This window comes from Bacillus aquiflavi, assembly GCF_019915265.1.
GTDB classification, from domain to species: Bacteria; Bacillota; Bacilli; order Bacillales; family Cytobacillaceae; genus Bacillus_BT; species Bacillus_BT aquiflavi.
In genome coordinates this window covers 3,269,787-3,295,249 of the sequence record NZ_CP082780.1, presented here as the reverse complement: position 1 = coordinate 3,295,249, position 25,463 = coordinate 3,269,787, and the positions used below count along the sequence as shown (strand labels likewise).

The 25,463-nt window shown below is 35.0% G+C and carries 20 protein-coding genes; 14 read left to right on the top strand and 6 right to left on the bottom strand.

Translation table 11 applies throughout. The features are described 5' to 3' along the window. Positions 1–96: 96 nt before the first annotated feature. The 4 genes from K6959_RS15970 to K6959_RS15955 all read right to left on the bottom strand — a co-directional run bounded on the left by K6959_RS15970 (position 97) and on the right by K6959_RS15955 (position 2,354). Positions 97–855: an NUDIX hydrolase gene (locus tag K6959_RS15970; RefSeq protein ID WP_223087009.1), complete on the bottom strand. Its 759-nt coding sequence runs from the start codon at positions 853–855 to the stop codon at positions 97–99. Between the two features lie 157 nt (positions 856–1,012). After that, positions 1,013–1,723, bottom strand: a complete 711-nt coding sequence (locus K6959_RS15965) for a hypothetical protein (protein WP_223087008.1) — start codon at positions 1,721–1,723, stop codon at positions 1,013–1,015. Positions 1,724–1,743: 20 nt separating this feature from the next. Further along, positions 1,744–1,992: a DUF6612 family protein gene (locus K6959_RS15960; RefSeq protein WP_223087006.1), complete on the bottom strand. Its 249-nt coding sequence runs from the start codon at positions 1,990–1,992 to the stop codon at positions 1,744–1,746. Then, positions 1,938–2,354 carry a hypothetical protein gene (locus K6959_RS15955; protein WP_223087005.1) on the bottom strand — a complete coding sequence of 139 codons (417 nt, stop codon included), beginning with the start codon at positions 2,352–2,354 and terminating at the stop codon, positions 1,938–1,940. Before K6959_RS15955 ends, K6959_RS15960 begins: the two co-directional genes overlap by 55 nt. A 548-nt stretch (positions 2,355–2,902) precedes the next feature. Here K6959_RS15955 and K6959_RS15950 point away from each other — a divergent pair. The 9 genes from K6959_RS15950 to K6959_RS15910 all read left to right on the top strand — a co-directional run bounded on the left by K6959_RS15950 (position 2,903) and on the right by K6959_RS15910 (position 14,807). Further along, complete coding sequence (locus tag K6959_RS15950; protein WP_163240417.1) at positions 2,903–3,541, top strand: hypothetical protein; 639 nt, start codon at positions 2,903–2,905, stop codon at positions 3,539–3,541. A 247-nt stretch (positions 3,542–3,788) separates the two neighbouring features. Next, positions 3,789–4,436 (top strand): hypothetical protein, encoded by a 648-nt coding sequence (locus K6959_RS15945; protein ID WP_223087003.1) that lies wholly within the window; start codon positions 3,789–3,791, stop codon positions 4,434–4,436. Between the two features lie 31 nt (positions 4,437–4,467). After that, entirely contained in the window at positions 4,468–6,303 is a 1,836-nt protein-coding gene (locus K6959_RS15940; RefSeq protein ID WP_223087002.1) for a DUF6792 domain-containing protein, read from the top strand. Positions 6,304–6,367: 64 nt separating this feature from the next. Then, complete coding sequence (locus K6959_RS15935; protein WP_163240407.1) at positions 6,368–6,715, top strand: hypothetical protein; 348 nt, start codon at positions 6,368–6,370, stop codon at positions 6,713–6,715. A 40-nt stretch (positions 6,716–6,755) separates the two neighbouring features. Then, positions 6,756–7,517 carry a DUF169 domain-containing protein gene (locus K6959_RS15930; RefSeq protein ID WP_163240405.1) on the top strand — a complete coding sequence of 254 codons (762 nt, stop codon included), beginning with the start codon at positions 6,756–6,758 and terminating at the stop codon, positions 7,515–7,517. A gap of 302 nt (positions 7,518–7,819) precedes the next feature. Further along, a complete protein-coding gene (locus K6959_RS15925) occupies positions 7,820–9,538 on the top strand; it encodes a serine hydrolase domain-containing protein (protein WP_374058342.1) in 1,719 nt (572 codons plus the stop codon). Positions 9,539–9,606: 68 nt separating this feature from the next. Then, positions 9,607–11,655, top strand: coding sequence for a glycoside hydrolase family 3 protein (locus K6959_RS15920; protein WP_163240480.1), 2,049 nt, complete (start codon positions 9,607–9,609; stop codon positions 11,653–11,655). A 21-nt stretch (positions 11,656–11,676) separates the two neighbouring features. Further along, a complete protein-coding gene (locus tag K6959_RS15915; RefSeq protein ID WP_163240403.1) occupies positions 11,677–12,933 on the top strand; it encodes an exo-beta-N-acetylmuramidase NamZ family protein in 1,257 nt (418 codons plus the stop codon). Between the two features lie 515 nt (positions 12,934–13,448). Beyond that, the gene (locus K6959_RS15910; protein ID WP_223087000.1) at positions 13,449–14,807 is read left to right on the top strand and encodes a DUF6612 family protein; all 1,359 of its coding nucleotides are present in this window, start codon (positions 13,449–13,451) and stop codon (positions 14,805–14,807) included. A gap of 209 nt (positions 14,808–15,016) precedes the next feature. Here the strand turns inward: K6959_RS15910 and K6959_RS15905 are convergent, their stop codons facing one another. Together K6959_RS15905 and K6959_RS15900 are read right to left on the bottom strand one after the other, a co-directional pair. Beyond that, positions 15,017–15,928 carry a DUF4097 family beta strand repeat-containing protein gene (locus tag K6959_RS15905; RefSeq protein ID WP_163240399.1) on the bottom strand — a complete coding sequence of 304 codons (912 nt, stop codon included), beginning with the start codon at positions 15,926–15,928 and terminating at the stop codon, positions 15,017–15,019. Between the two features lie 250 nt (positions 15,929–16,178). Beyond that, positions 16,179–18,527 (bottom strand): glycerophosphodiester phosphodiesterase family protein, encoded by a 2,349-nt coding sequence (locus K6959_RS15900; RefSeq protein WP_223086999.1) that lies wholly within the window; start codon positions 18,525–18,527, stop codon positions 16,179–16,181. A 409-nt stretch (positions 18,528–18,936) separates the two neighbouring features. Between K6959_RS15900 and K6959_RS15895 the strand changes: the two genes are divergently transcribed. The 5 genes from K6959_RS15895 to K6959_RS15875 all read left to right on the top strand — a co-directional run bounded on the left by K6959_RS15895 (position 18,937) and on the right by K6959_RS15875 (position 25,382). Next, positions 18,937–21,096, top strand: coding sequence for a beta-propeller domain-containing protein (locus K6959_RS15895; RefSeq protein ID WP_163240394.1), 2,160 nt, complete (start codon positions 18,937–18,939; stop codon positions 21,094–21,096). A gap of 142 nt (positions 21,097–21,238) precedes the next feature. Continuing rightward, complete coding sequence (locus tag K6959_RS15890; RefSeq protein ID WP_163240392.1) at positions 21,239–22,276, top strand: hypothetical protein; 1,038 nt, start codon at positions 21,239–21,241, stop codon at positions 22,274–22,276. A 382-nt stretch (positions 22,277–22,658) separates the two neighbouring features. Continuing rightward, on the top strand, positions 22,659–23,579 hold the full coding sequence (locus tag K6959_RS15885; RefSeq protein WP_163240391.1) for an ABC transporter ATP-binding protein: 921 nt from the start codon (positions 22,659–22,661) through the stop codon (positions 23,577–23,579). 476 nt (positions 23,580–24,055) lie between these two features. Next, positions 24,056–24,265, top strand: coding sequence for a hypothetical protein (locus K6959_RS19370; protein WP_246234530.1), 210 nt, complete (start codon positions 24,056–24,058; stop codon positions 24,263–24,265). A 130-nt stretch (positions 24,266–24,395) separates the two neighbouring features. Beyond that, positions 24,396–25,382 (top strand): diaminopimelate dehydrogenase, encoded by a 987-nt coding sequence (locus K6959_RS15875; protein WP_163240389.1) that lies wholly within the window; start codon positions 24,396–24,398, stop codon positions 25,380–25,382. The last annotated feature ends 81 nt before the right edge of the window (positions 25,383–25,463 follow it).

Genomic DNA, 25,463 nt, shown 5'->3' with positions numbered 1-25,463 from the left:
CCATTCGGACAATACATTTTGATAATACTCTGAATATTAAAATAGTCATTTTTATAATTTATAGGAAGCTGATTAGTAAACGATTTCTAGTGTTGTTCAAAAATTTTCTACATATTTTAATAGGATAGGAAGCAAATAGTCTACTTTAGGTGATTGTTCATGCTTAATAAAAGGTTCAATCTTATCTATATGTAAAGGAACAAATAAAATCTCAGCAAATTCTGGTTGTATTCCTAATTTCGTTAATCTTTTATTATGATTGCTGAAGGAAGTCTTTAATTCTCCAACTGTATATTCTATCAACATTTCAAATATAATTACCCAAAAATCATGAGCTCCTCCATGCTTTAAAAATTTAGGAGAAAAGGAACGAACGGAGGGCGAATGAATATTTATTCCGATCTCTTCTTTTATTTCTTTATTCATATTTCCTTGCAAATCTAAAATGGTACCTTTTAAATCTGTTTCGTCAATTCCTCCGCCGGGGAATTGCAGCCTTCCTGGTGTCGATGTTTGAGTATTCATGCGACCAATTACAAGATGTCGATCTTTAGTTATTACGGCTGCACACGCATAAATCACTTTACAAGGATATTCGCAGTTTTTATTATTTATTGTATATAAGTAGTGTTTGTAATCCGACTTTGCAACGGTTACTGATAATTCTTTTGGAGTCCGCTTCATATTCGTAATTGTAAAAACTACGCCATTATGCAATGACGAATTTTGTTTTTTTTGCTCATCCCAACATAGTTGATGTTTTTCTCGAATTGCCAATGGAAGGGTTAAAGGAGTTGAATCAAGGTCAATAGTCATTTTTTTTTTTTGAACTTCTTCAATGATAACTGGTGTCATAATACTCACCATCCTTTTCTAAGGTCTCTAAATTGCTTTCTGAAAGACTTGAAAGTGCTTGTCAGTCGAGGCGCGTGTAGCACAAGGCGGAAGCGTATAGAACTTTGTTCTGAGTTCGTTTTGTCAAAGTATAAAGTGGCCTTTTTAAGGCCACTGTTTATGATTGAACAAAAGTTAATAAATATTGATCTTGCATTAAAACCATGTATGACCCATTCCCATTTCTAATCACATCGACACTAATTGTAATTGGTTTTAACCGTTCGATTTCACCATTGTATTTTTCTATTTGCAATTCAAAATCTCTTTTGCTGAGATCTTTTTGGGTAATACTACCTTTACTCATTTCGTCCATTAACGTCATTTGAACTTCATGATTTAATTTTGCCTGGTCGATTCCTTCGATCTCCAACGTAACCTTAAAAAAGTGATCTTTATCAGCTTTTGCACCAATCACTTTATACCTTGTATTTTTTAATGCGTTCATAAATGCATTAGCTAATGCTTCTATTTGTTGATCGTCCGCCCCAGGGATATTTCTTTTCGTATTTTCAATGTAAATTCCTATAAACAAATTTTTCTGAAATTCGCCATCTTTTTGTTTCTCTTCAATGGATTGTGAGCCTGGTACTTTTTCAACGTAACCCTCGACATTTTGATAGACAGTTGCTTGGATAAGTGCATCGAGATAATTTGCGGCTTCTTGCTCATATAATTCTTTTTCTTCCTTACTCCACGTTACTTCTTCTTTCTTCTCGTCATCCACTTTTGGTTTTTCGATTTTTACTTTATTATACTGTACGTATTCAAATGTGTTGGCCATGTTGTAATTAGATGTTCTTCCATTTACTGTTTGTTTGGATGTCAATTTTTCTTCATACTTCTGTATTAAATTTGTTTTTTTTTTTTTTCAATGGTAATAATTACGTCAAAGTTGTCAACTTCAATATTATCTAGAACAATTTGTTTGCCTGTATATTCCGACATTTTTTCAAAATACTGATTTGACATTTTTTCAAGTAAAGCGGCTGCGTCTTTTTTATCTCCTTTGTAAGTAAGAATATATAAATTGTTTTTTTCTTCTAGCTCAAATTTTTCGAAAATCTTTTTATCAAACTGTTGTAAATATTGCAGCATGTTTTCCGTTCTTTTTGTTGTTTTTTTTTCAGTTTTATTTCGAAAACGTATTTACTGTCATCTTCAATTTTTTCTACTGAATCGTCAGAGGAAATAATAAAATCGTCTTTGTCTTTATAATATATTTCATTTGTTTTGTCATTTGTGATATAGATCATATTATTTTTGAAATCGAATTTTTGAGTACCAGTCACTTTATCGTCCTGATTTATACTATGTTCACTAAATTTTACTTCAACTGAATCAACCTTTTTATGAGCTTCGTTTACCTTTTTAAACACTTCCTCTGTCGACGGTGTCCCACAAGCGGTAATAATAAATGTACTAATAATCAAACAAAAAAATAAAGCTAATTTTTTCACGTTTTACTCCTTTCTAACGTTAAAAGGTTTAAATGAATAAATCTTTACTTGTATAGTATAGGATATTTTGGTAAAAAAGTGAATAGAGTGATATTTTGATAGTATAGATTTTTCAAACGAATATTTGCTCAAAAGGGATATCTATTAGGTTCACTTAACATTAGTAAAAGCGGATAGAGGTATTGATACTAAAGGCAATAATTTTTTAATAAAAATATGGATGAAAATAACATTATTTATACATAATGGGAAAAAATCAACTTTTTATTATTTATTTTCGTTTTATTACTCTCTGGATGCACAAAACTTATTGAAGACAATATTAACAGTTCACAAACTGGAGCAAAGTTTGGTTTTGATAAATTAGGTTTATGGAAAATTGAAGTAACGGCTGATGGAAAATACTATACAAATTGCGATATTGAGGTGCAATAAAGGATAGAGAAAGGATTTTCTAATTATTATTTTTTAAAGGGGTTTGTCGATTGCGACAAAGTGCATATATTTCAATGTTAATTGTCATTCTTTTATTCATAGGAGGTTGTCAAATGAGTAATCAAGGCAAACAGAATGAACCAAAAGCCTCAAAAGAACTTTCTCCCGAAGAGTTGCCGCAAGTGGAGGCATTTCAAGACGAGTTCACACGGCAGTTTCTCGATTCAACCAAGGAAGTAAAACCAGGCTTCTATTTATTTCGCTCTGGAACGAACGGCTATACAATGCTTTTCCCCGAAAATGCGATCTTAAGTGACAAATTTTATGAAGTTGATCAGAACCATTTTGAAACGATTGGTATAGGAGCATCATTCGGTGAGAATATATCATATTTTATGAATTTAAGGTATTTAAATAAAGCTCACACAAACATGATAGAAAGTTATTTAGATACAATGCGAAGTCGTGTTGGTTATGAAGGGGAATTTGAAGAAATAAGTTTGCAAGATAAACAAATACACTATGCAAAAAGGGAAAAAGAATTTGAAAGTTCAAAGCGAATAGACTATAGCTTTTTTAGCTATATTAAAGCGAAAAATAGTAAGCAAGCAATTCAATTTATATTTGGTATCGCTTGTGATGATGGGAGTAAGCCTTGTCAATTAAATGTAAACGAAGCAGAACAACTGGCAAAAACGTTAATGGAATCGATTACGTTTATTCCAACTGAGGAAGAGAGCGATAATTCATAGTAATCGAAAGTAAAAGAATTTTTTTGAAAAAGATCTTCACGCTTTATATTAAAATATAAGTTCTCCATCATTCCCCTCATATACATAAAATGGTTGTATTTCCAATGGGCCTATATTAAAATATAAATATATTTATTTCCATTGTTTTTATGCTTAAACAAACTTGTTGAAAGGGGTTTGTCGATTGCGACAAAGTGCATATATTTCAATGTTAATTGTCATTCTTTTATTTATAGGAGGTTGTCAAATGAGTAATCAAGGCAAACAGAGCGAAGAGAATGAACAAAAAGCCTCAAAAGAACTTTCTCCCGAAGAGTTGCCGCAAGTGGAGGCATTTCAAGATGAGTTCACACGACAGTTTCTTGATTCAACCAAGGAAGTAAAACCAGGCTTCTATTTATTTCGCTCTGGAACGAACGGCTATACAATGCTTTTCCCCGAAAATGCTCAACTTAGTGATAAATTTTATGGTATTCATAAGAAAAGTTTTGAAAAAATTTATCTTGGGGCATTAATCGGTGAAAATATTTCCTATTATGCAAATATAAGATATTTAAATAAATCTCATACTAGAAATATAGAAAAATATTTAGATAGAATGCGAAATCGTGTTGGATATGAAGGGAATTTTGAAGAAATAAGTTTTAACGATAAACAAATATACTACGCAAAAAAAGAAAAAGAATTTAAAGAGAAAAATCGCACAATTTATTCTTTTTTTAGCTATATTAAAGCGAAAAATAGTAAGCAAGCAATTCAATTTATATTTGGTATCGCTTGTGATGATGGGAGTATGCCTTGTCAATTAAATGTAAACGAAGCGGAACAACTGGCAAAAACGTTAATGGAATCGATTACGTTTATTCCAACTGAGGAAGAGAGCGATAATTCATAGTAATTGAAAGTAAAAAGAAGGTGAGTAAAAAATGAAAGCAGAACAAAACGAAGTGCTTGAGTTAGAGGAAGTATGGTTGCGGACTTTAATGTTAGAATATAACAGTAAAAAAATGTCGAAAGAAAAGTTTGAAAAAGAATTAAGACGAATTCATTTCGAGGAAACAGGTGAAGACATTAATGCCAATATTACAATTATTCGCCCCGATGAGCTTGAAGGGTTACGCGACCGTGATTCTGGCTATGACGGAACGGCGATTTTCTTCTCTAATGAAAAAGAAAATATTCAACAGTTATACATCGTTTCTCAAGGAAGCCAAGATTTAGTTGACTGGGGTTATAATCTGTTCGGGATTTATGCCGGCCAAGATGGGGGCCAATATGAAGATACTAGTGAATTTTTAGATGAATCATTGAACGAAATTATAAACCGCGGCTTAATAAAAAATCCGTTAGAAACCATGAAGATTGCCCTTGCTCATTCGCTCGCAGAAAATAACAATCTGAACGCACGCTTAGTAGATGGCAAGTTTGATAAACTGTACGGTGTAAACGGGGCGCAACCAGATTTTTATCAGCTGGCAGAAATTGATGAAAAATTTTGGTGGGAATTAACAACTGAGTTTAATTTGAAGTTTGATGATTATAATGCCATTTACTCGCTCCCACCCGAGGAAGTAAAAGCTTTTGCAGAGAAATATTATCAACATCGAGGTGAAAATTCGTTTCAGCTCATTTCACTTGACGATCCTCTTTATGGTGCCAGCGGTAAAAGGGGCTTCATTGAAGGTATAGGGAATGTGAAATATGTAGATACAAATCCGCGCTATAGTGGAATTCGTTCTCTCGTTGATCAAATTCCTGATAAGGAAGCAGCTAAAATTCAGCAATATATTCTTAAATATGCCGATGATTATAAAAAAGGTGGCTTAGATGCAGTTGCTCAGGCGATGCTCGGAATTAATCTTGATTTAATCACTGAAATGCAAAAAGGGGTAAAATCCGGGGTAAAAGCATACTTTACTCGTTATGATGAATTGTCTGCAATGATTAAACAGATGAAGCAGAAATCACCCGAAGTGTTAAAAGTAATTCGTTATTTAACTGAAAATTCTGATCCGCTTTTGAACGCTTTAATTAAAGGCGGCTATTTAAAGGAAAGCGAGAAAAAAGCGGTTGTTAAAGAAATTGCAGGCCTAGAGAAAGATTTACAAGCAATATATGACTTGATTGGCTCTCTGGATAACATCAGAAGTGATCAAAAGACTAAAGAGACTGTAAAAATCGGTCACGACATTGTGATCGGGATAAAATTATTTCAGATTTATAAAAGAATGCAGAAAAGATTAGATACTATTGATGAAAATATTTCTAAAGTACTCAAAATTATTAACAGTGGTCATAGTATTGAGGAGATGCTGAATGCGATTGCCGGAGAGGGGAAAGGCTATGATGGTTTGGACATGCTCCTTTATCCAGTAGATGCAAACGGAAAAACAATTAAAGTAAATATTTCAGCTGCGGTTAGAATTTACCAAAAGGGGCTTTCGATTGTCGCCGAGAAAGAGGAAATATTACAAAGTTACGAGGAAACGATTCAGAGAGAACTAATAGATGATTACGAAAAGAGAAGGAGAATCCTCATATCTAAAATTCATCATATCGAGGCAAATCCGAAAAGCTATCAAGCTTTATTAATAAGTGAATATGAAGTATATCTTGGTGATGAAGGTTCACTCCAGAGAATTGATGTCCGTGAGCAAATTACCTCATTAAATATGCCTTCCGTTGAATCATTTCTCCAACCAAATCAATCAGCTATCAAAGAAGAAAAAAAATTAATTAAAAAAGAGCAGAACGAGCATTGAAGAGTTATTTGCTGAAGATAAAAAGATCGCAGCATTGTTCGATTTTCGCTAAGGGGGAAAAAACGTGGGGATATTAAAAACATTTACGACAATGCACGAACTCATAGAAACAGAAGATGTATTAAATAAGAGCAAATCTTTGAATCATCATTTTGATGACTTAACGGTGTTGACGAAAAAGCTGGAAAAATTAATTTCCAATGAAACGAGTGAAGGTGAAGGAAAGATCATTACTGCAATTCGAACAGAAATATTAACAGTATCGAAAAAGCAACTTATGATGCTTGACGGACTAAAAGAAGAAAATATAAAGCATGTGAAAAGTTATCAACAGCAAATTGAAGAGCTAAATAGACAAGAAATGGTTTTCTACTATGAATTTAAAAAATCTACTAATATTCTTGCCCCGTAGCACTTTGCTTTGGAGGCAATAAGAAAAAGGGGGTTTTTACATGTTTTTTTGGAAGGAAATAGTCAATGATTTACAAAATTTAATGAAGATTCGAACGATTCCTATCGGGATGAAACTATTTAAAAGTAAAGCAGAAATGGAAAATGTGCCAAAAATCCGCAGACCAAAGCAAATTCATACGGCAGATCAAATCGTAGCCCAAGCAGCTCGACTCGGGTGGACAGTAGGGATTACAAACGATGATTTGGCAGTATCTCAATGTGGCGCAGTTCTCGGTTTACATCCGCAAGATGAGGAGTGGCAAGCAGGAAAAGAATATGCTGGCGTGTGGTATGAAACAGCAGAGGATGCCGAAAAGCATCAACAAGCAATGGACGTAGTGCCGTATGGTGAACATGAAGCAATGGCTGTATCTCCACTCGCCTCATGTCGTCTAGATCCTCCAGATATTTGTTTAATTTATGGCACACCTGGACAAATGATGATCTTTATTAACGGTTTACAATGGAGAAATTATAAGAAGTTCAATTGGGGGATTGTCGGGGAGTCTTCGTGTGCAGATTCTTGGGGACGAGCATTGAAGACGAAGGAGCCAAGTCTATCTATCCCTTGTTTTGCTGAAAGGCGATACGGAGGGGTTCAAGATGATGAGTTGCTAATGGCAATTACACCTGAAGATTTAGTAAAAGCAATAGACGGCATGAAACAATTAGCAAAGAACGGGCTTCGCTATCCAATCCCATCATATGGAATTCAACAAGACGCACAAGCAGGATTAGCGTTTAGCTATGGAAAAAAATAAGTAAATTTTCATTTTCTCAGACTGATTGAAAACGTTTGACAGTCGAGGTAATCAGCACGGAAGATTGTTTGTCAACAGTCTGAGCTAACTTTTAATTTAATGTTATCAAGCTGAAAATACTCTAAACTACCTATATCCACTAGACCTGTTTATAAAATAGGAAAAAAGGTTTGGATATTTTTAATTTAATAGAACTTAAGCGGTATAGACAACTAGACACTTATTTTGGTACGCTGAATACACAATCGGTTGTAAGCGCTGTCATTAAATGAGTTAAGTCTATAGGAATAAAGGAGGAAGGAATGAAAAAGCTAAAGTCGGCTTTTATGTTGAAAGTTGCGGCAAGTGTTTCCGTCTTTTTTATAGGGGCAGGTGTGGCAGATGCCTCTATGAATAAACTACACGAGCCGACGATCGAACAAAAAGACAAACAATCGCCTGTTTTCCAACGACAGAAGTCTCATCCATCCTTTTCATGGGATCAGTCAGGTCCAATGTCTCCTATTTTACATCCTGGTTCTCCGAGAGGTGCTGGAATGTTAAGTGGATCACTTCGTAAAATAGACGGAGTCATGACCGCTGCAATTGATAACAAGCTTCTACCCGGGGCGGTCGTAATGGTGGCGAGAAAAGGGCATATCGTTAAGCATCAGGCGTACGGACATGCTGCTCTTTATGAAGATGATCATTTTACAATGATGGACAAACCAGTTCAGATGAGGAAGGATACTATTTTTGATCTGGCCTCCATTAGTAAATTGTTTACTTCTACTGCTGTCATGAAACTATATGAACAAGGAGCAATTGATCTTGATGAACGAGTTGCTACTTACATTCCTGAATTTTCCCAAAATGGAAAGGAAGCAATTACTGTTAAGCAGCTAATGACTCATACTTCTGGACTTCCTGCATGGGTTCCATTGTATCGTATGGGTGAAAATAGGGAAGATCGATTGCAAATCGTGTTCGGGCACGCATTACAAAATCAACCGGGAACCGTTTATACATATAGCGACTTGAACATGATTACATTAGGGGCAATAGTTGAAAGAATATCAGGAAAGCGTCTCGATGAATTTGTTAAAGAAACAATTACAGATCCGTTAAAGATGAAAGATACAATGTACAATCCTCCTCATTCATTAAAAGATCGTATTGCAGCAACAGAATTCCAACCGTGGACAGACCGCGGTCTCGTTTGGGGAGAGGTTCATGATGAGAATGCTCTGTCTTTAGACGGTGTTGCAGGTCATGCAGGGGTTTTTTCAACGGCAGAGGACTTAGGGAAATTTGCCCATATGTTTTTAAATGATGGACGATACGGTGACAAGCAAATATTACAACCTGAATCAGTTCGGTTAATGATTGAAAATCAAATTCCTGACTTTCCTGGAAACGATCACGGTCTGGGATGGGAGCTAAATCAAGGATGGTTTATGGATGCGCTCGCAGAACAAACGACGTTCGGTCATACTGGCTTTACAGGCACTTCAATCGCTGTCAGTAAAAGCAATCAAACAATTGCGATTTTGCTTACAAATCGGGTGCACCCTTCTAGAAATCAAGGCTCAATTAATCCTGTAAGAAGAGCGTTTGCTAGATTAACTGCTGATGCAATTCCAGTAAACATTCCGTTTAAAGGAAAAGCGTGGTTTTCAGGTTATGGAGATCAATTATCACGTTCGCTTACTGCAAAAGTAAAAAATGGCTCGCCTGAAACACTCACATTTGAAACGTGGTATCGGACAGAGACGAATGCTGATTACGGTCTCGTTGAAGGATCTAATGATGGTATCAACTATACACCAATTAGTGAACAATTAACCGGAAGCAGCAACTGGGCTAAACATACAATGAAACTTCCAGAAGGAATAACATATGTTCGTTTTACCTACTATACTGACAGCTCTGTAAATGGCCGCGGCTGGTATATAAAAGATATTTCTTTTCAGTCCGCTGACAGAATGGAGTTAAAATCAGAAATTTACAGAGATGATGGCTGGGAATTAAGAAATGATTGAAAGGGAACTAACACTTAATTAAAAGGAGAGGGTGCAAGTTGAAGAGGTTTGTAAAGGTGCTATTGTGTATGTTGCTTGTTATTCCGTTTGTTGCATCCGAAATGTTCACTCATGTTCATGCCGAGGAAACGAATAAAGTGAAAGATGTAATCATTTATCAAAATATCCCTGAAGTTAACTTACAAACTGAAGCTGAACTTCAATTAAAGGCACTCCACATTTATGAAGATGGCCATTTTAAGTTTACAGACGGAGTAAAATGGAATTCCTCTAACAAGAAAGTGGCGACTGTAGATGAGGAAGGTAAAGTTACTTTTACCGGTAAAGGTGGAAAAACGTTTATTAACCTATCAGCTGGTCAATATAAAGACCGGATTGCGATCCATTATAAGCAAGCAAAAAAAGGCCGTAATGCTGAAATAAAAGTCATAAAGCAAAAAGGAAAACGTTATCAAATAATCGATACAGCAATAAAAAAGATGACAATTGAGGAAAAAGTCGGGCAAATGTTAATGCCTGACTTTAGAAAATGGAATGGCAAAGACGTGACTGAAATGCTTCCAGAAATTGAATCACTTGTGAAACAATATCATCTTGGCGGTGTCATTTTATTTCGCGAGAACGTAGTAACAACTGAACAGACAACAAAGCTAGTATTTGATTATCAACAAGCGGCAGAAAAGTTCGGTCTTTTGCTAGCTATTGACCAGGAGGGTGGAATCGTCACTAGACTTCAATCGGGAACAGATATGCCAGGAAATATGGCATTAGGTGCAACGAGATCTAAAGAGTTAGCGAGAAATGTCGGCAACGGAATTGGCGAAGAACTTTCTGCGCTAGGCTTTAATATGAACCTTGCTCCAGTTCTTGACGTTAACAATAATCCAGATAACCCTGTCATTGGCGTTCGCTCGTTCGGAGAAAACCCTGAATTAGTAGCAGAGCTAGGAACAGCTTACATTAATGGACTACAAGAGACTGGTGTAGCAGCAACCGCAAAGCATTTTCCAGGGCATGGTGATACAGCGGTAGACTCTCACTTAGGATTACCCGAAGTCCCTTATGATAAAGAACGTTTAATGAATGTGGAATTGTATCCGTTCCAAAAGGCGATGGAAGCAGGGATTGATGCAGTAATGACAGCTCATATAACCTTTCCAAAGATCGATGATACGAAAGTAATTTCTAAAAAGGACGGATCAGAAATATCTCTTCCAGCAACATTGTCCTATAAAGTGTTAACAGAATTAATGCGAGAAGAGATGGGATATAACAGTGTCATTATAACAGATGCATTAAATATGAATGCAATTGCTGAACACTTTGGTCCTGTTGATGCTGTAATTCGTGCTGTAAAAGCTGGTACAGATATTGTCTTAATGCCAGTCGGCTTAGAAGAGGTAGCAAACGGACTTCTTCAAGCAGTCGATAGCGGTGACATTTCTGTAGCACGTATTGAAGCTTCAGTAAAACGAATTTTAACATTAAAAGTTCAAAGAGGAATAATTCAATCAGAGACACCGGATGATCTTGAGAAAAAAATTGAAAATGCCTTATCAGTAGTAGGATCTGAAGCTCATAAAAATATTGAAAGGGAAGTAGCTAATCAGTCAATTACGCTTCTAAAAAATAATGGGGCTCTTCCACTGACAATAACTGATGAGGAAAAGATTGTTCTGATCGGAAACACATTTATTGAATCTTTAACGAAAGCGATTAAAGCATATCATCCAAATACAGTTGAAATAAAAGCAACAGGACCGTTGTCAGAAGAACAATTGGAATTAATTAAAGATGCGAAAACAATTATCGTTGGCACATACACATTCAATGTGCCCGGTAGATCTCCGGATAGTGATCAGATGAAATTAGTCAATCAAATTATTTCGCAATCTGAAGTTCCTGTTATCGGAGTCGGTATTCGCAATCCCTATGATATTATGGCTTACCCTCATATTGATGGATACCTGGCTCAGTATGGTTTTAGAGAGGCAAGCTTCGAGGCAACAGTAGCAACAATTTTTGGAGAAAATATTCCTTCAGGTAAACTGCCAGTTACGATTCCTGATGGCTTAGGTAATATTCTTTACGAATACGGTCATAGTTTAACTTATTAAGACACGGAGGGGGGATCTCAAATGAAAAAATGGTTAATTACAGCTTTAACGTCCATTCTCGTTCTCTCAACTTTAACAGGTGCAATGGCAAGCAATGACGGAAAAAAAGGGAAGAAAGCAAAAAAGTTTCGCCTTGGGATTGAAGTGCTTCTAAAGGATAGAAAAGAATTAATAAAAGGAAAACGGGTTGGATTAATTACAAATCCAACAGGAGTAGACAAAGATTTAAATAGTATTGTTGATACATTATTTAATGATTCTGATGTCCAATTAACGGCTCTGTATGGACCGGAACATGGAGTGAGAGGGAGCGCTCAAGCAGGAGAATATGTAGAATACTATATTGATGAAAAGACAGGTCTCCCAGTATATAGTCTCTATGGTAAAACGAGGAAACCAACACGAGAAATGTTAGAGAATGTGGATGTATTAATATTTGATATTCAAGATGTAGGTGCGCGCTTTTACACATATATATACACGATGGCTTTAGCAATGGAGGCCGCAAAAGAAAATAATATTCCATTTATCGTTCTTGATCGTCCAAATCCATTAAGCGGTGCAAAAGTAGAAGGTCCTGTACTTGAACCGACATATTCCTCGTTCGTTGGTCAGTATCCTATCCCGCTTCGCCACGGGATGACTGTCGGGGAATTGGCTCAACTGTTTAATGAAGAATTCGGCATTGGTGCAGATTTAACTGTTGTCAAAATGGATGGATGGAAGCGGAATATGTATTATGAAGATACTCGTCTAGAGTTTGTCCTTCCGTCGCCAAATATGCCGACAACGGAGACAGTCCTCGTATATCCAGGTGCAGCACTAATAGAAGGAACGAATGTTTCAGAGGGAAGAGGTACGACCAAACCATTTGAACTTATTGGTGCACCATTTATTAACGGTGAAGAACTAGCTGAAAAACTAAATAGTTTTAACTTGCCAGGAGTAAAATTCAGACCAGCATCTTTTACGCCAACATTTTCAAAACATAGTGGTAAGTTATCTCATGGAATTCAAATTCACGTTACGAATCGGAAGGCGTTCCACCCTGTAGAAACTGGACTGCATATTGTGAAAACAATCCATGATTTATACCCAGATGATTTTCAATTCAGGGCAGAAAACAATCAAGGAATCTCTTTTTTCGATAACTTAGTAGGAAATGGCTGGATTCGCGCTGATATTCAAGCAGGTAAATCCGTAGACTCGATCGTCTCAAAATGGCAAGAAGAGCTGAACGAATTTATGGACATCCGTGCACAATATTTACTCTACTAATTAAATATCATGTTAAGTATTTCCCGTATCTTCATTTTAAGGTGCGGGAATTTTTGTGTAAAATTTCAAATCAACCATTAACTTGCTTGTTTAATGAAGGATTCTTTATAAGAAGAGAGGGAGATATGTTTGTTGCTCCCAGTGCTAAAGAGATCATATTAACTATAGGAAGAAAGACGTTTTATCAAGATGAAATTGCCGAAGATATGATGAACATGATGAAAAACAAGAGTGAGAGTTATTGTTTTAGGGGGAATTTGTAAGCGTGGCAAAAAGATATCGAAACCAAAGCTTATATATTGGGTTAAGACGTGCTTTTTTTCCTGTTTTGTATCGTAAGAAGGTAGTAATGAAACAGCAATCTCACTAGATTAACAGAGCCTTTACATGACAAAATGATCATGTTAAATACGCATTCAATTTTAACAAGTTAATTGGAAAAAAATAAACGATTGTATTGTAACATTTATTTATAAATGTAATAATTGACATAATAGATAGGAGGATATAAAAATATGAAAAAATTAGTTTTACCTTTTTTATTAGTTATTAGTATTTTTACTTTAGCTGGATGTGGGCAATTAACGCCGAAAGATTTATTCGATAAGGTGAACAATGCTCATAAAGATATTGAATCAGTAGAGATTAAGTTTACAGAAAGCTCAAAAACAGAAGACGAGGATGAAAAGTCTACAGGTATCCAAAAAATGGATTTTAAAAAAGATGTATCTTACATAAAATTTAACGAAGATGATATGATTTTATATAAAGATAAAAAGGAGACATTACTATTTTACGATGGTTTTGAATTAGGATTGGAAGAAGATGAAAAGAAAGAGTATAAGAATTATCTTAAATATAATAAAGATAGACAAAAAAACCAGCTAGCATTTTTGCAACAGTTTGATGATAAGCTTTTTGAAAAGTTTGAATTAAAAGAGGAGAAAGATACATACATTTTAACTTATAAAGGCAGTAAAGAAGATAAGAAAAAATTATTAGAGGCAATGTCACGTGAATATTATAAAGAGTTATCTAAAAAGACAAAACATGAGATTGTTGATGTTGAAGTATTTGATCTTACTTTTAAAATAAACAAAAAGACGTACTTAATAGAACAGTATCAATATGATCAAAAGTTTACCGAAAAACTTGACGGTGAAGAATCAAAATATGACCGTTCAACTACTTATCATTATTCAAAGTATAATAAAGTGAAAGATATTAAAAAGCCAAAAGAAACTAGCGCAGATTCTGGTGACGATGAAAAGTTGACTTTAAGTAAAGAAGAACAGGAAACTTACGAGAAAGAGGCAGCCAATTATGTCAGTGCTTTAATTCAAGCAACAGTTTACCAAAATGTTGATGGATACGTAGAGAATGCTCCAGATACAGAGTCACAAGAAGAAAAGGTTAAAAGTGCAGAGCACCAGAAGTCAGCGTTCAGATCAATTTATATCGAAAATGGAAAAAAAAAAAATACTATGCAAAGTGTTGGAGCTGAAGTTAGTGACAGTCAATTTGAAACATTAGCAGATGGATTCCTTAATGCTTTGTCTAAAACGAAATATGAAATTGTTGGCGCAAAGGCTGAGGGAAATGATTCATTTGTTGTAACGTTAAAAATTGAAGGTTTTAATGATGGAAAATTAATAAGTGAGACACAAGCACCTATACAAGAACAATTCCAACAAGGGAATTTAACAGAGCAAGAGTTTGTTGATAAGATTATGGAATCTTTGGCACAAGCTTATAATGGCGAGATTACGTTAGAGGCTCCTGTAGAAATGGATGTTAATGTAATTAGAAATAATGACGGAACCTATATAGTTGCTCTGCAAGATCAATATTTGGGAGGATTTGTACAATATTAAAAATGTGTAAATCAGTTCAAAACTTCATTAACTGGGCAATTATAGTAAGCTCGGTCTTACAAATGATTAAAAGACATGAACCTCTTTACGACGTTACGTAAGGAGGTTCAGACCATTTTATAAGAGCTTTTTATTAGGGCAAGTAAAGTATCTATTTATTCTTATTAGCACAACTTAATATTTGCACCGTAATTAAAAGGCTCTATCTCTTAGTAAACTTGAGCAATTCCGCTTGAAACATCTAGTTCAATCTCATGCTTTCCAGATCCATGAGTACCTTCGATTCCTTTTTTATCGCTTTTTTCACTTTTAAGTGGAAAGTCACAAGTGATACTGCCACTGTTTGCCTTTCCCTTAAAAGAAAAATTAGCATTGCTTGGAATATCAAGGTCAACTATGCCCGAACTGACATCCATTTTAATTGAGTCTAATAATTGATCCATCTGAAAGTGCACCTTACCCGATGACACGTCAGCCTTTATTTCTCCAGCATACTGTCTTGCTTCAAGACTGCCTGAGCCGATATGAAAGACTCCTTTATTTGCTGTTAATGAGTCTATCTTCACTAACCCAGATGATCCTTCCACTTTTAAATGATCAACAGAAAGTTTTTCTAGTGCTACAATACCTGAGCCTAATTCTACCAATAAATTATTTAGCAACATCGGTTGTTTTGTTGAACTGCCTGAATATTGTAAGCTTCCAGATCCTATATTTAATGAGATATTTTGATCAAAGCTTTCGGGGATATAAAGATCAAGCTTTACCTTATGGTTAAATGGAAGCCAGCGATCCCACCAATCGTGTTTCACTTTTACAACTATTTTATCATCCGTTTGTTTTACAGATAACTTTGCCGACCCATTTAAATCAGCTTTTATAGTTTTTCGGTCTTCTGGAATGATTGTTGCTTTTATGCTGGAGATGTCAATGCTGATTTCTTTCGTTTCTTCAGTTATTTTCATTTCCTTTTCTGAATGACTAAAAGTCCATGCATTCAAGAAATCTGTTTTAAAAAAGATAATATAAATTCCAATAGCACAAATAAGAAGGACAGAGAATACTTTCAAATCATTTTTTCCTTTTTTAAACTTCTTTTCTTCATCTAGTTTAAAATCCATTGTTATCACTCTTTTTCCTTATTTTACATTTGTTAATCTTCCCTTGAAAAAATCATAAATTAAAATGGAATCTCCTTCAATGAGCCGGAGAATGATCTTTTTATAAGACTTAGGACTTATGGTAAGGAGGTTAATTAATCTGGCGAATTGAATAAATAAATGAAAAAGAAGCATCTTTCATTTAATCGAAATGATGCTTCTCTAGTTTCTATTCATCTCTTATTCTTAAGAAAGGAGATTTGATTATATTTTATTCTGATATATTTACCTCAATCGGTTCCGCAACGAGATTCCACTCTTTCCCTAACATCGAAAATGTATGTTTAAAGAAAACATTCACTTTTCCTGGGGAAACAGCCTTGATCGTGTTTCCTTCTATTTGGACAGCATTTTGATCACCGATAACAAATAAAGTTGTTTCAATGTTTTCTTTCTTGTCTTCACGGTAACTAACGAACGCTTTTGCATGAATAGTGGCAGTTTTTCCAACTTTTAAGTTTCGCTTTTTAATCGGAGTTTCCAATCTAATTGGAGCATCTGTCAGCCATTGAGTATAGTCAGTAATTGGACCGATCATACCTTTTAAGAGCTGGTCTTCTAGTGCTTGTTCGTTTCTAAATGTCCAGTGAAGACTTGTCATTCCTCGCTGGCGCATATACGTAATAAATTCAGACGATAGACTGCCGTAACTCGCATTTAACGTTGCATTTAATGTTGCTGCATAGTTCAGCATTTGCTGAGCATTTTTTAGCTTTCCTTCTTTCGTACCTGGTACACCTGTCGAATAAAGAAAGCCGATGCCAATTTCCTGTTTAAGCTCGTGAATCTTCTGAATACTGCTTAAATTAAAGCTTTGAATTAACACTTGATTAGTCATACCTAGCTGTTCTATTTCCTCAACGACTTTTTCTTCAATACCAACGTCCTTTAACTCTATGAGAAGGACTACATCTTTTCCTTTAAAGGCTTGTAAGAACTCACGGAAGGTTGGTACTTTTTTACCTGCAAATGTTGAGTTAAATTTAATGCCAGCATCTAATTGGCGAATTTCTTCTAAAGTAAGACTCGATACTGCTCCCGTTCCATTTGTTGTTCTATTTACAGTATTGTCATGCATAATGACGAGATGGCCGTCTTTTGTCATTCTAACATCAGTTTCAATTAAGTCTGCTCCAAGTCCATAGGCTTTCCAATAGCCAACCATTGTATTTTCTGGAGCCAATGAAGGGACTCCGCGGTGAGCGGCAACTATTGGACGTTGAACAAAGGTGTTTTCTGGATATTGGTTGTAAGCCAACAATGTTGTAGTTGGGTCTTTAGAAATGATCCCATCTACTCCTGCATGAATAAGCTTGTGGGCATCTTTTTCAGTTTGTTCGCTCATTCCCCATACAGAGATCGTTCGGCTATGTAAGTAATGGACGATTTCTGCTGATAACAATTTTTGTGGAATAACAGCAACCTTGCTCTTATTTTTATGTAAATCTTTTGCTAAATTTTCTAAGTCATGTTTATTTAACGCATTTCTCGTATATACGACTCCACCTCGAGCTGTTGGTATCATTTCTTTAAACTTCTTGATTAGTTCCGGTTTTGAAGAAATTACTTGGATATCTTGGATTGAAGCATTTTGTAATACTTTTGTAAGTGGTTGAATAACTGCTTGATCCTCGATTTGAATAATTGGTATTACTTTTCTTTTTATCTTTTGAAGAATCTCAGAAAGGGCTTTGTTTTCAACTACAATTTCACCATTATTCTTTTGTTGAACAGGTAAAATAATGGATGAAACGCCTTTATCCACTAGTTGGTCGATCATTTCAATAGATGTTGCCTCTGAAATGACAGTTGGTGCATTTAATATATTCGTTTCAGGTTCTTTTGGTAGAAATGCACTTGATTCTTCTAATGGAGGTAGTTCTTCTGTTTGTGTGGTTACTTTTACATTATCAAACTGAACAGTGACACCTGTTGCTTGAAAGCCGATGTCTCCTTCAGTCCATTTTGAAGCTAAATCTGTATCAATAATAAGCTGGTTGTTAACATATTGCTGAACGCGATTTCCTTTTGCAATCACTTTAAGATGATAGCTTTTATCGAATTGAAACGGTTCAGAAAAAAATGTCTTCTCTGGTACTTCCCATTTATTGTTCTCATTACGTATTGCAAACTCTACCCCATTTAAGGCAGTTGTACCTCTGCGAATGGCAAATTGATAGTATGGATAATCCCCGGATTGGATCCGGTACATAAGAGATGCCCAGCGTGTATCTTCAACTGCTGAGAGAAAGGTCATATCTGCTTCAAATACGTAGTCTCCAGTATTTGAAGGAAGCGGAACGAGTACACGGCTCGGCTTTGAAGTAGAAGGTGATGTCAATAGTAACTTTCCGTCTTGTACTTCACCGTGTCCTTGCGTAAGCTTCCAACCGTTAGGTAATGTTTGATTTTCGACACGATCAAAATTTTCCTCGATTAGTATCGTTTCTTGACTCGCTGCATGTACAGAGTTACTTTCAAAAAAAGATGGAAAGGAGAATATTCCCATTGTAACACTTGCGGCTAAAACAAACGGAGCCATTTTTTTAATCTTATACATGATTACATACCCTCCTAAGTTCGCTTTTTCATTTGTCCAATTTCCGTTTCCCATATAGATGTTGAGATTACAAGCAATCAGTGAACCAACTTTTACCTTATATTATAACAACAAAGTATAGAGGTATTATTAACATAATGTAAAAATTACTAATCGTCTGAACTTGCAAACATGAGTTACTTTTATAACCGATTACCTAGTTGACACAACTGCTCGCATTCTTTATTGCACTTCGTTTGGACTTTCTATTCGCTTGCGGCTATCACTAGCGTGTTTTAATGGCTTCAAACAATTAAGTTTATTTACAAGCTTTAAGTGGATTTTTCTTATAAAAATTTTATTTTATAAAGTTTTCATGTAACGAAATGGTTGTTAATTTCGACTAGTTTTGTAAAAGAGGGGTTTTTGAATGAGAAAAAAGCTTGTCATTAGCGGAGTGTGCTTTTTATTCGTCTTAGCAGCGGTACTTTATTCCAAGTCACAATTAAAAGTTGTAAGCGGTGTGGTGGCGAATAGTGATGATACACCAATTGTACTTGCTCATAAAGTATGGAAAATTACATTCTCCGAGAAAATGGATCAATCTATTTTAAAAGATGATCTAATCTACGTAACGAATGATAAAGGAAAAAAACAAAATGTTGCTCTTTCTTTAAGTGATGATGGAAAAACAATTATGATTCAACCACCTAAAGATGGATACGCCGTAGACACAGAGTATACACTTTATTTGGACAAAGACATCAAATCAGCCCACGGTAAAAAGTTAAAATCGAAGAAAGAGTTTTTGTTTCTTGTCCAGCAAAACATACCAGTTATCGGTTCAAAAAAAAATTTACGTAATTATTTTTCAAAGGTGATAGAGTATCAAAAAGAAACGGCAAAGTTTTTTGGAAGTGAGGAAGAAATATCACAAGAAATCAGCGATAGTACAGATCAAGCTAACAATCAAGACGTATCCGAAACAAATATACAAGTTCAAGGAGTAGATGAGGCAGATATTGTTAAAACTGACGGAACACATATTTTTAAGGTGCAGGACGGCAAAGTAAATATTATTAAAGCAGTTCCGGCAAATGAAATGAACGTTTTAGCCAGTATTTCTTTTAAGGATGTATTTTCACCTGAACAATTATTTTTACATGAAAACCAATTAATCGTAATAGGACATAGCCAAACGGCAAATGAACCGCAAAATAAAAAACAGGGGAAAGAAATAATGATTGCACCAATTTATCATTCGGTTAAGGCGATTATTTACGATGTGAAAGATCCGAAAAACCCTAAACAGATTCGAGAAGTTGAAGTAGAAGGTTCAATTGTTGCAGCACGTAAAACGGATGGAGTCGTTTATTTAATAGCAAATCATATCCCTGATTTGTTTTGGGCATTAGAAGAGAAACGAGATATAGATCTGCGACCGAAGTTTTCAGATACAGCAGTTAGTTCTGATATCCAAGCTGTTGATTATGACCAAATTCAATATTTTCCCGATTCCAATGAAGGGAACTATACAATCATTGCAGCTGTGGATCTTGAAAATCAGCAAAAAGAAGCGAGCATCACGACATATTTAGGAAGTGGGGAAGAAATTTATATGTCGAAGAACAGCCTTTATCTAGCGGTGAGAAACGATATCAATCCAACGAAGGAGGAGGTTGTTGTTGATTCGAATACAAATATTTATAAATTCTCAGTTAACGGTTTGAATGTTGCTTTACAAAGCTCAACTGAAGTGGAAGGCACTGTTTTGAACCAATTTTCTATGGATGAATATAACGGTTACTTTCGAATTGCAACGACAAAAGGGAATGCTTGGGAAGATAAACGTCCTTCTGCTAATAATCTCTATATATTAGATGAAAATTTAGCTCAAGTTGGTCAACTTAAGGACCTTGCACGTGGGGAGCGTATTTATTCAGCTCGATTTATGAACGACCGCATTTATATTGTAACTTTTAAAGAAACAGATCCATTGTTTGTCATTGATGCGAGTGATCCGAAAACTCCCAAGGTGCTTGGCGAGCTAAAAATCCCTGGATTTAGTAATTATCTACATCCTTATGACGAAAATCATTTAATTGGCTTTGGTCATGACACAAAAATAATTTCTGAAAAAGGGGCTCAACCTTTTATTAGGACAAATGGAGTAAAAATATCGCTGTTTGATATAAGTGATGTCTCAAATCCAAAGGAAAAATTTACAGAAGTGATTGGTGGAAGCGGAACATCTTCACCATTGAATTATGATCATAAAGCATTACTTTATCATAAAAATAAAAACCTTTTTGCGTTTCCTATTTCGGTTTATCAGGATGTAGAAGGAAAACAATTTGATCAGTCGTTTGAGTTTCAAGGAGCATATGTTTATAACATAGATTTACAAAATGGGTTTACACTAAAAAATAAAATTACCCATACGAAAGAGAATGCTCAATATGAGGAATGGGAAAATAGTATTGATCGACTTGTATATATAGGGGATTATTTATACGCTTTATCACCGGCAAAGATAACAGTGCACGATTTGAAAAGTAACCAACAAGTGGGTGAGCTTCCTATACATTAACCATTCATTATGAGGGGCAGTTATTTACCCATATGACAAAGCCCCTAGCAATTTTTTAGAATAAAGCCGCTAATAATAATTCAGAATTAACTGACAATAGAAATGATAAATGGTATATTTATGGGGAAAGGAGGAGTAGTCGATGGAAGTTTCATTTCAAAAGGTAATAGAATGGTTTACATTTTATGATGGAGAGGGGAAGCAAATAAAAAGAAAAACAGAAGTTCGAATTGATCCTCTAACTGGAGAATCATCCCGTCTCGTGTTTGACCCTGGGACGACATTTACGCCCCCAGATTATACAGAAGTCGCTCAACAAACGGAAGGTGTTAACTGTCCGTTCTGTCCCGAAAATATACTAAAGATGACACCTGTTTTTCCAAAGGAGATTAGTGAAAGTGGCCGAATTTTTGCAGGAGAAGCAATTTTGTTTCCGAATTTATTTCCTTATAGTAAACATAATGGTGTTGTTACTTTTTCAGGAAACCATTACGTCAAATTAGACGAATTTACACCTTTAATGATCAAAGATGCGTTTATTGCTTGCCAAACATATATTAAACGAGTAATGCTTCATGATAGTAGAGCTAAATATGCTTCAATAAATTGGAATTATCTTCCTTATTCAGGAGGAAGTATTATTCATCCGCATATGCACGTAATTGTATCAGAATCACCTACTAATTATCAGTCTAAAATCCAAACGGAAGTTGAGATCTTTGAAGCAAGATATGGAGCAAATTATTTTACTAGCTTATATGAAACAGAAAAAAAGCTTGGCGAGCGTTGGATTGGTGAGCATGGAAATGTAGCATGGATTCATGCGTTTGCTCCAAAAAGTCATAATGATTTTATCGCAATTTTTCCAAAGGCAATGTCAATACATGATGTAAGTGAAAATGACTGGCTTGATTTTTCAGAAAGTATTCAATCAATTTTTGCGGTACTAAAAGAACAAGGATTTTCCAGTTTTAATATGACGTTAATATTGCCGGATGAATCTTCTGGAACATCGTTGCACGTACGTCTTATTCCTCGTTTTACAATTGGTATGCTCGAAACAAGTGATATGAACTTTTTCCAAGTACTGCATCAAGAGCCTCTTACATATAAAATACCAGAAAAGATCGCTGAAAAGGCACGTAATCTTTTCTTAAAAAGTAAGAAAAGTTCCTTTTAAGACAAAGTCAGTATAAGAATAGTACCCAGGCTAGTTTAGAATGCTTGTCAGTTGAGGCGGAAGCCGAATAGAAATATAGTTCATGAGTATACGTTTTTCTAACAGTATGAAGCTGTATCACAATTAAAAGTGGTACAGCCTTTTTAGGGTTAAGCTAAACAATATCATGACTTGAAAATAGTAGGTCTTCGACGAGATGAAATGAGAAAAAGTTGGCTTTCTTCTTTTGTTCTATCAACCTTCCTATTGTTAGAAGTGAAAGGAGCCAACATAACCGTAAGAGCAAAGGTTTTGTAATTAAGAAACTTGTAAGAATTGTTTAAGAAAAATGAGATTTGTCTTTTTTATAATAAAAGCATCTTGATATAAAGGAGTTTTCAAAATGACTCATATTATAAAAACGTACGGACTGACAAAAATCTATGATCATAAAGAAGTCGTTTCGCAAGTTAATATGAATGTAAAGAAAGGAGAAATATATGGATTTATCGGGCCAAATGGAGCAGGGAAAACAACAGTAATGAAAATGTTAATTAATTTAATCAAACCAACAAGTGGTGAGATTGAAATTTTTGATAAAAGATTAACAAATACATCGTATGAATTGTTAAAAAGAATGGGAACGATTATTGAATACCCAATTTTTTATGATAAGCTGACAGCAAATGAAAATTTACAGCTTCATTGCGAATATATGGGTTATTACGATAAAAAGGCAATTAATCAAGCATTAGAGCTAGTAAATTTAAAAAATATTGAAAATAAGCAAGTGAAAGATTTTTCTCTTGGCATGAAACAAAGACTAGGAATTGCACGAGCGATTACAACAAAGCCAGAATTATTAATATTAGATGAACCAATTAACGGTCTCGATCCTCTTGGCATAAAAGAAATGAGAGATTTATTTAAAGTTTTATGCAAAGAATATGAAATGACTATTTTAGTTTCAAGCCATATTTTAGGAGAGTTAGAGCAAATAGTAGATACAGTAGGAATCATTAGAAATGGAAGATTAATAAAAGAAGTTTCAATGAGTAGTATTCATAGTATGCATTCAGAATATATTGAAGTTGTTGTAGACAATGTAAAAAATGCATCCTTTTTACTTGAGCATGAGCTTAAACTTACAAACTTTAAAATCATTGACAAACGAAAAATACACATTTTCGAACCACATATTACACAACAGGAACTATCTAGAGTGCTTATTGTTAACGAAGTTGCTATTGATGGAATTAGCAAAAAAACCACTTCCCTCGAAGATTATTTTTTCGAGTTAATGAATGGGGGAGAGGCTAGATGATAAGCTTATTAAAATTAGAGCTAAAAAAATAAACTTAGTTCATATATACGCGGGGCAGCGATTGCAAACATCACTATAGTTAGTTTTATCCTAATGGTTACACACGTTTCAAAGCTAGAGAAGGAATTAGCATTTTATGATTATCATGAGGCTTTTTGTTACAATTGATACTCTAGTAAGAGCCACATTCATTATTTTTCCGAGCCACTCTTATTGCAAAGTGCATTATTGATGAGTTTAAAAACAAGACGATTACTGTTTTATTTATGTACCCTATTAGTAGAAAAAAATGAATTGCCGCAAAGCTGTTAGTGGTTATCTTTTTTACTTTTAGCGCAATTGTATTATCAAATATACTTGTTTCGATTGTATTTTGCTTGTATAGCGAAAGTCAACATTTAATTTTAAGTACTTTAACAATAAATATTATAGTAGAAAACGCAATCAAAATGTTAAATGCATTGGGGGCAACAGGAATGAGTCTAATTCCGTTATTTTTTGGATTGAAAAATTATTCTATTCCAGCGACTATCACTTCTTCGATTTTAATCGTTGCGATTGTTTGCTCAAATAGTAACGGATTTACATTAAATCATATTATTTTAATTCCTATTACACTCGCACTCATCGGAGCTTATACCGCTTATTTAGCAATTCGAAATATTGAGAAGGTCGATCTAATTTAATAATGGTTCAGAACAATGAAAAAACAATCGCCGCATTTTATGAAAATGGATTGCTTATTCCCTATTATTGCGCATTAAAAAAAAAAAAGTTACCATGTAAGGAAGTAAAGCAATACAGGAGGGAAAAACGATGGGGAAGCAAATAAGAATCGGAATTGTTGGTTACGGCAATTTAGGCAGAGGTGTTGAAGCAGCAATAAAACAAAATTCAGATATGGAGCTTGTAGCTGTCTTTTCACGGCGAAGTCCTGAAAGTGTAAATGTAATTGATAAAAATGTAAAGGTCATACATATTTCAGAAGCTGAACGTTACCAAGCAGATATTGATGTAATGATTTTGTGTGGAGGTTCAGCTCGGGATCTTCCAGAGCAGGGTCCTGCTTTTGCAAGATTATTTAATACGGTTGATAGTTTTGACACTCATGCAAAAATTCCGGCCTATTATGAGTTAGTTAACGAAGTAGCTAACATGAGCGGAAAAACGAGTATTATTTCAGTTGGCTGGGACCCTGGGTTATTTTCAATTAATCGAATGATGTCTGCATCCATTTTACCTAAAGGAGAAACATATACATTTTGGGGAAAAGGTTTAAGCCAAGGGCATTCCGATGCGATTCGCAGAGTAGAAGGGGTAAAGGGAGGCGTACAATATACGATTCCTTCTGAAACAGCGATTGATAGAGTAAGAAGCGGAGAAAATCCTTCATTGTCTACAAGTGAGAAACATAAAAGAGAATGTTATGTCGTTGCTGAAGAAGGGGCCGATAAAGCCAAAATAGAGCGGGATATAAAAACAATGCCGAACTATTTTGCAGATTATGAGACAACTGTACATTTTATTACAGAGTCAGAACTGAAAGAAAATCATTCAAAAATGCCTCACGGTGGCTTTGTTATTCATAGCGGTACAACAGGCGAAGGCAATAATCAAATTATAGAGTTTTCTTTAAAATTAAATAGTAATCCGGAATTTACAGCAAGTGTTTTAACAGCATATGCGCGTGCTGCTTATCGTTTAAATAAGGAAGGTCAAACAGGCGCGAAAACTGTGTTTGATATTGCACCTGGATATTTATCACCAAAATCAGCCGCAGATTTAAGAAGAGATTTATTATAAAAGCGATGATGGAAAAGATCCCGCCTAAAGGCTAAAAATCGCTTAGACAGCCTTGGCGGGGAGATTTTAGCAGTCATTAGT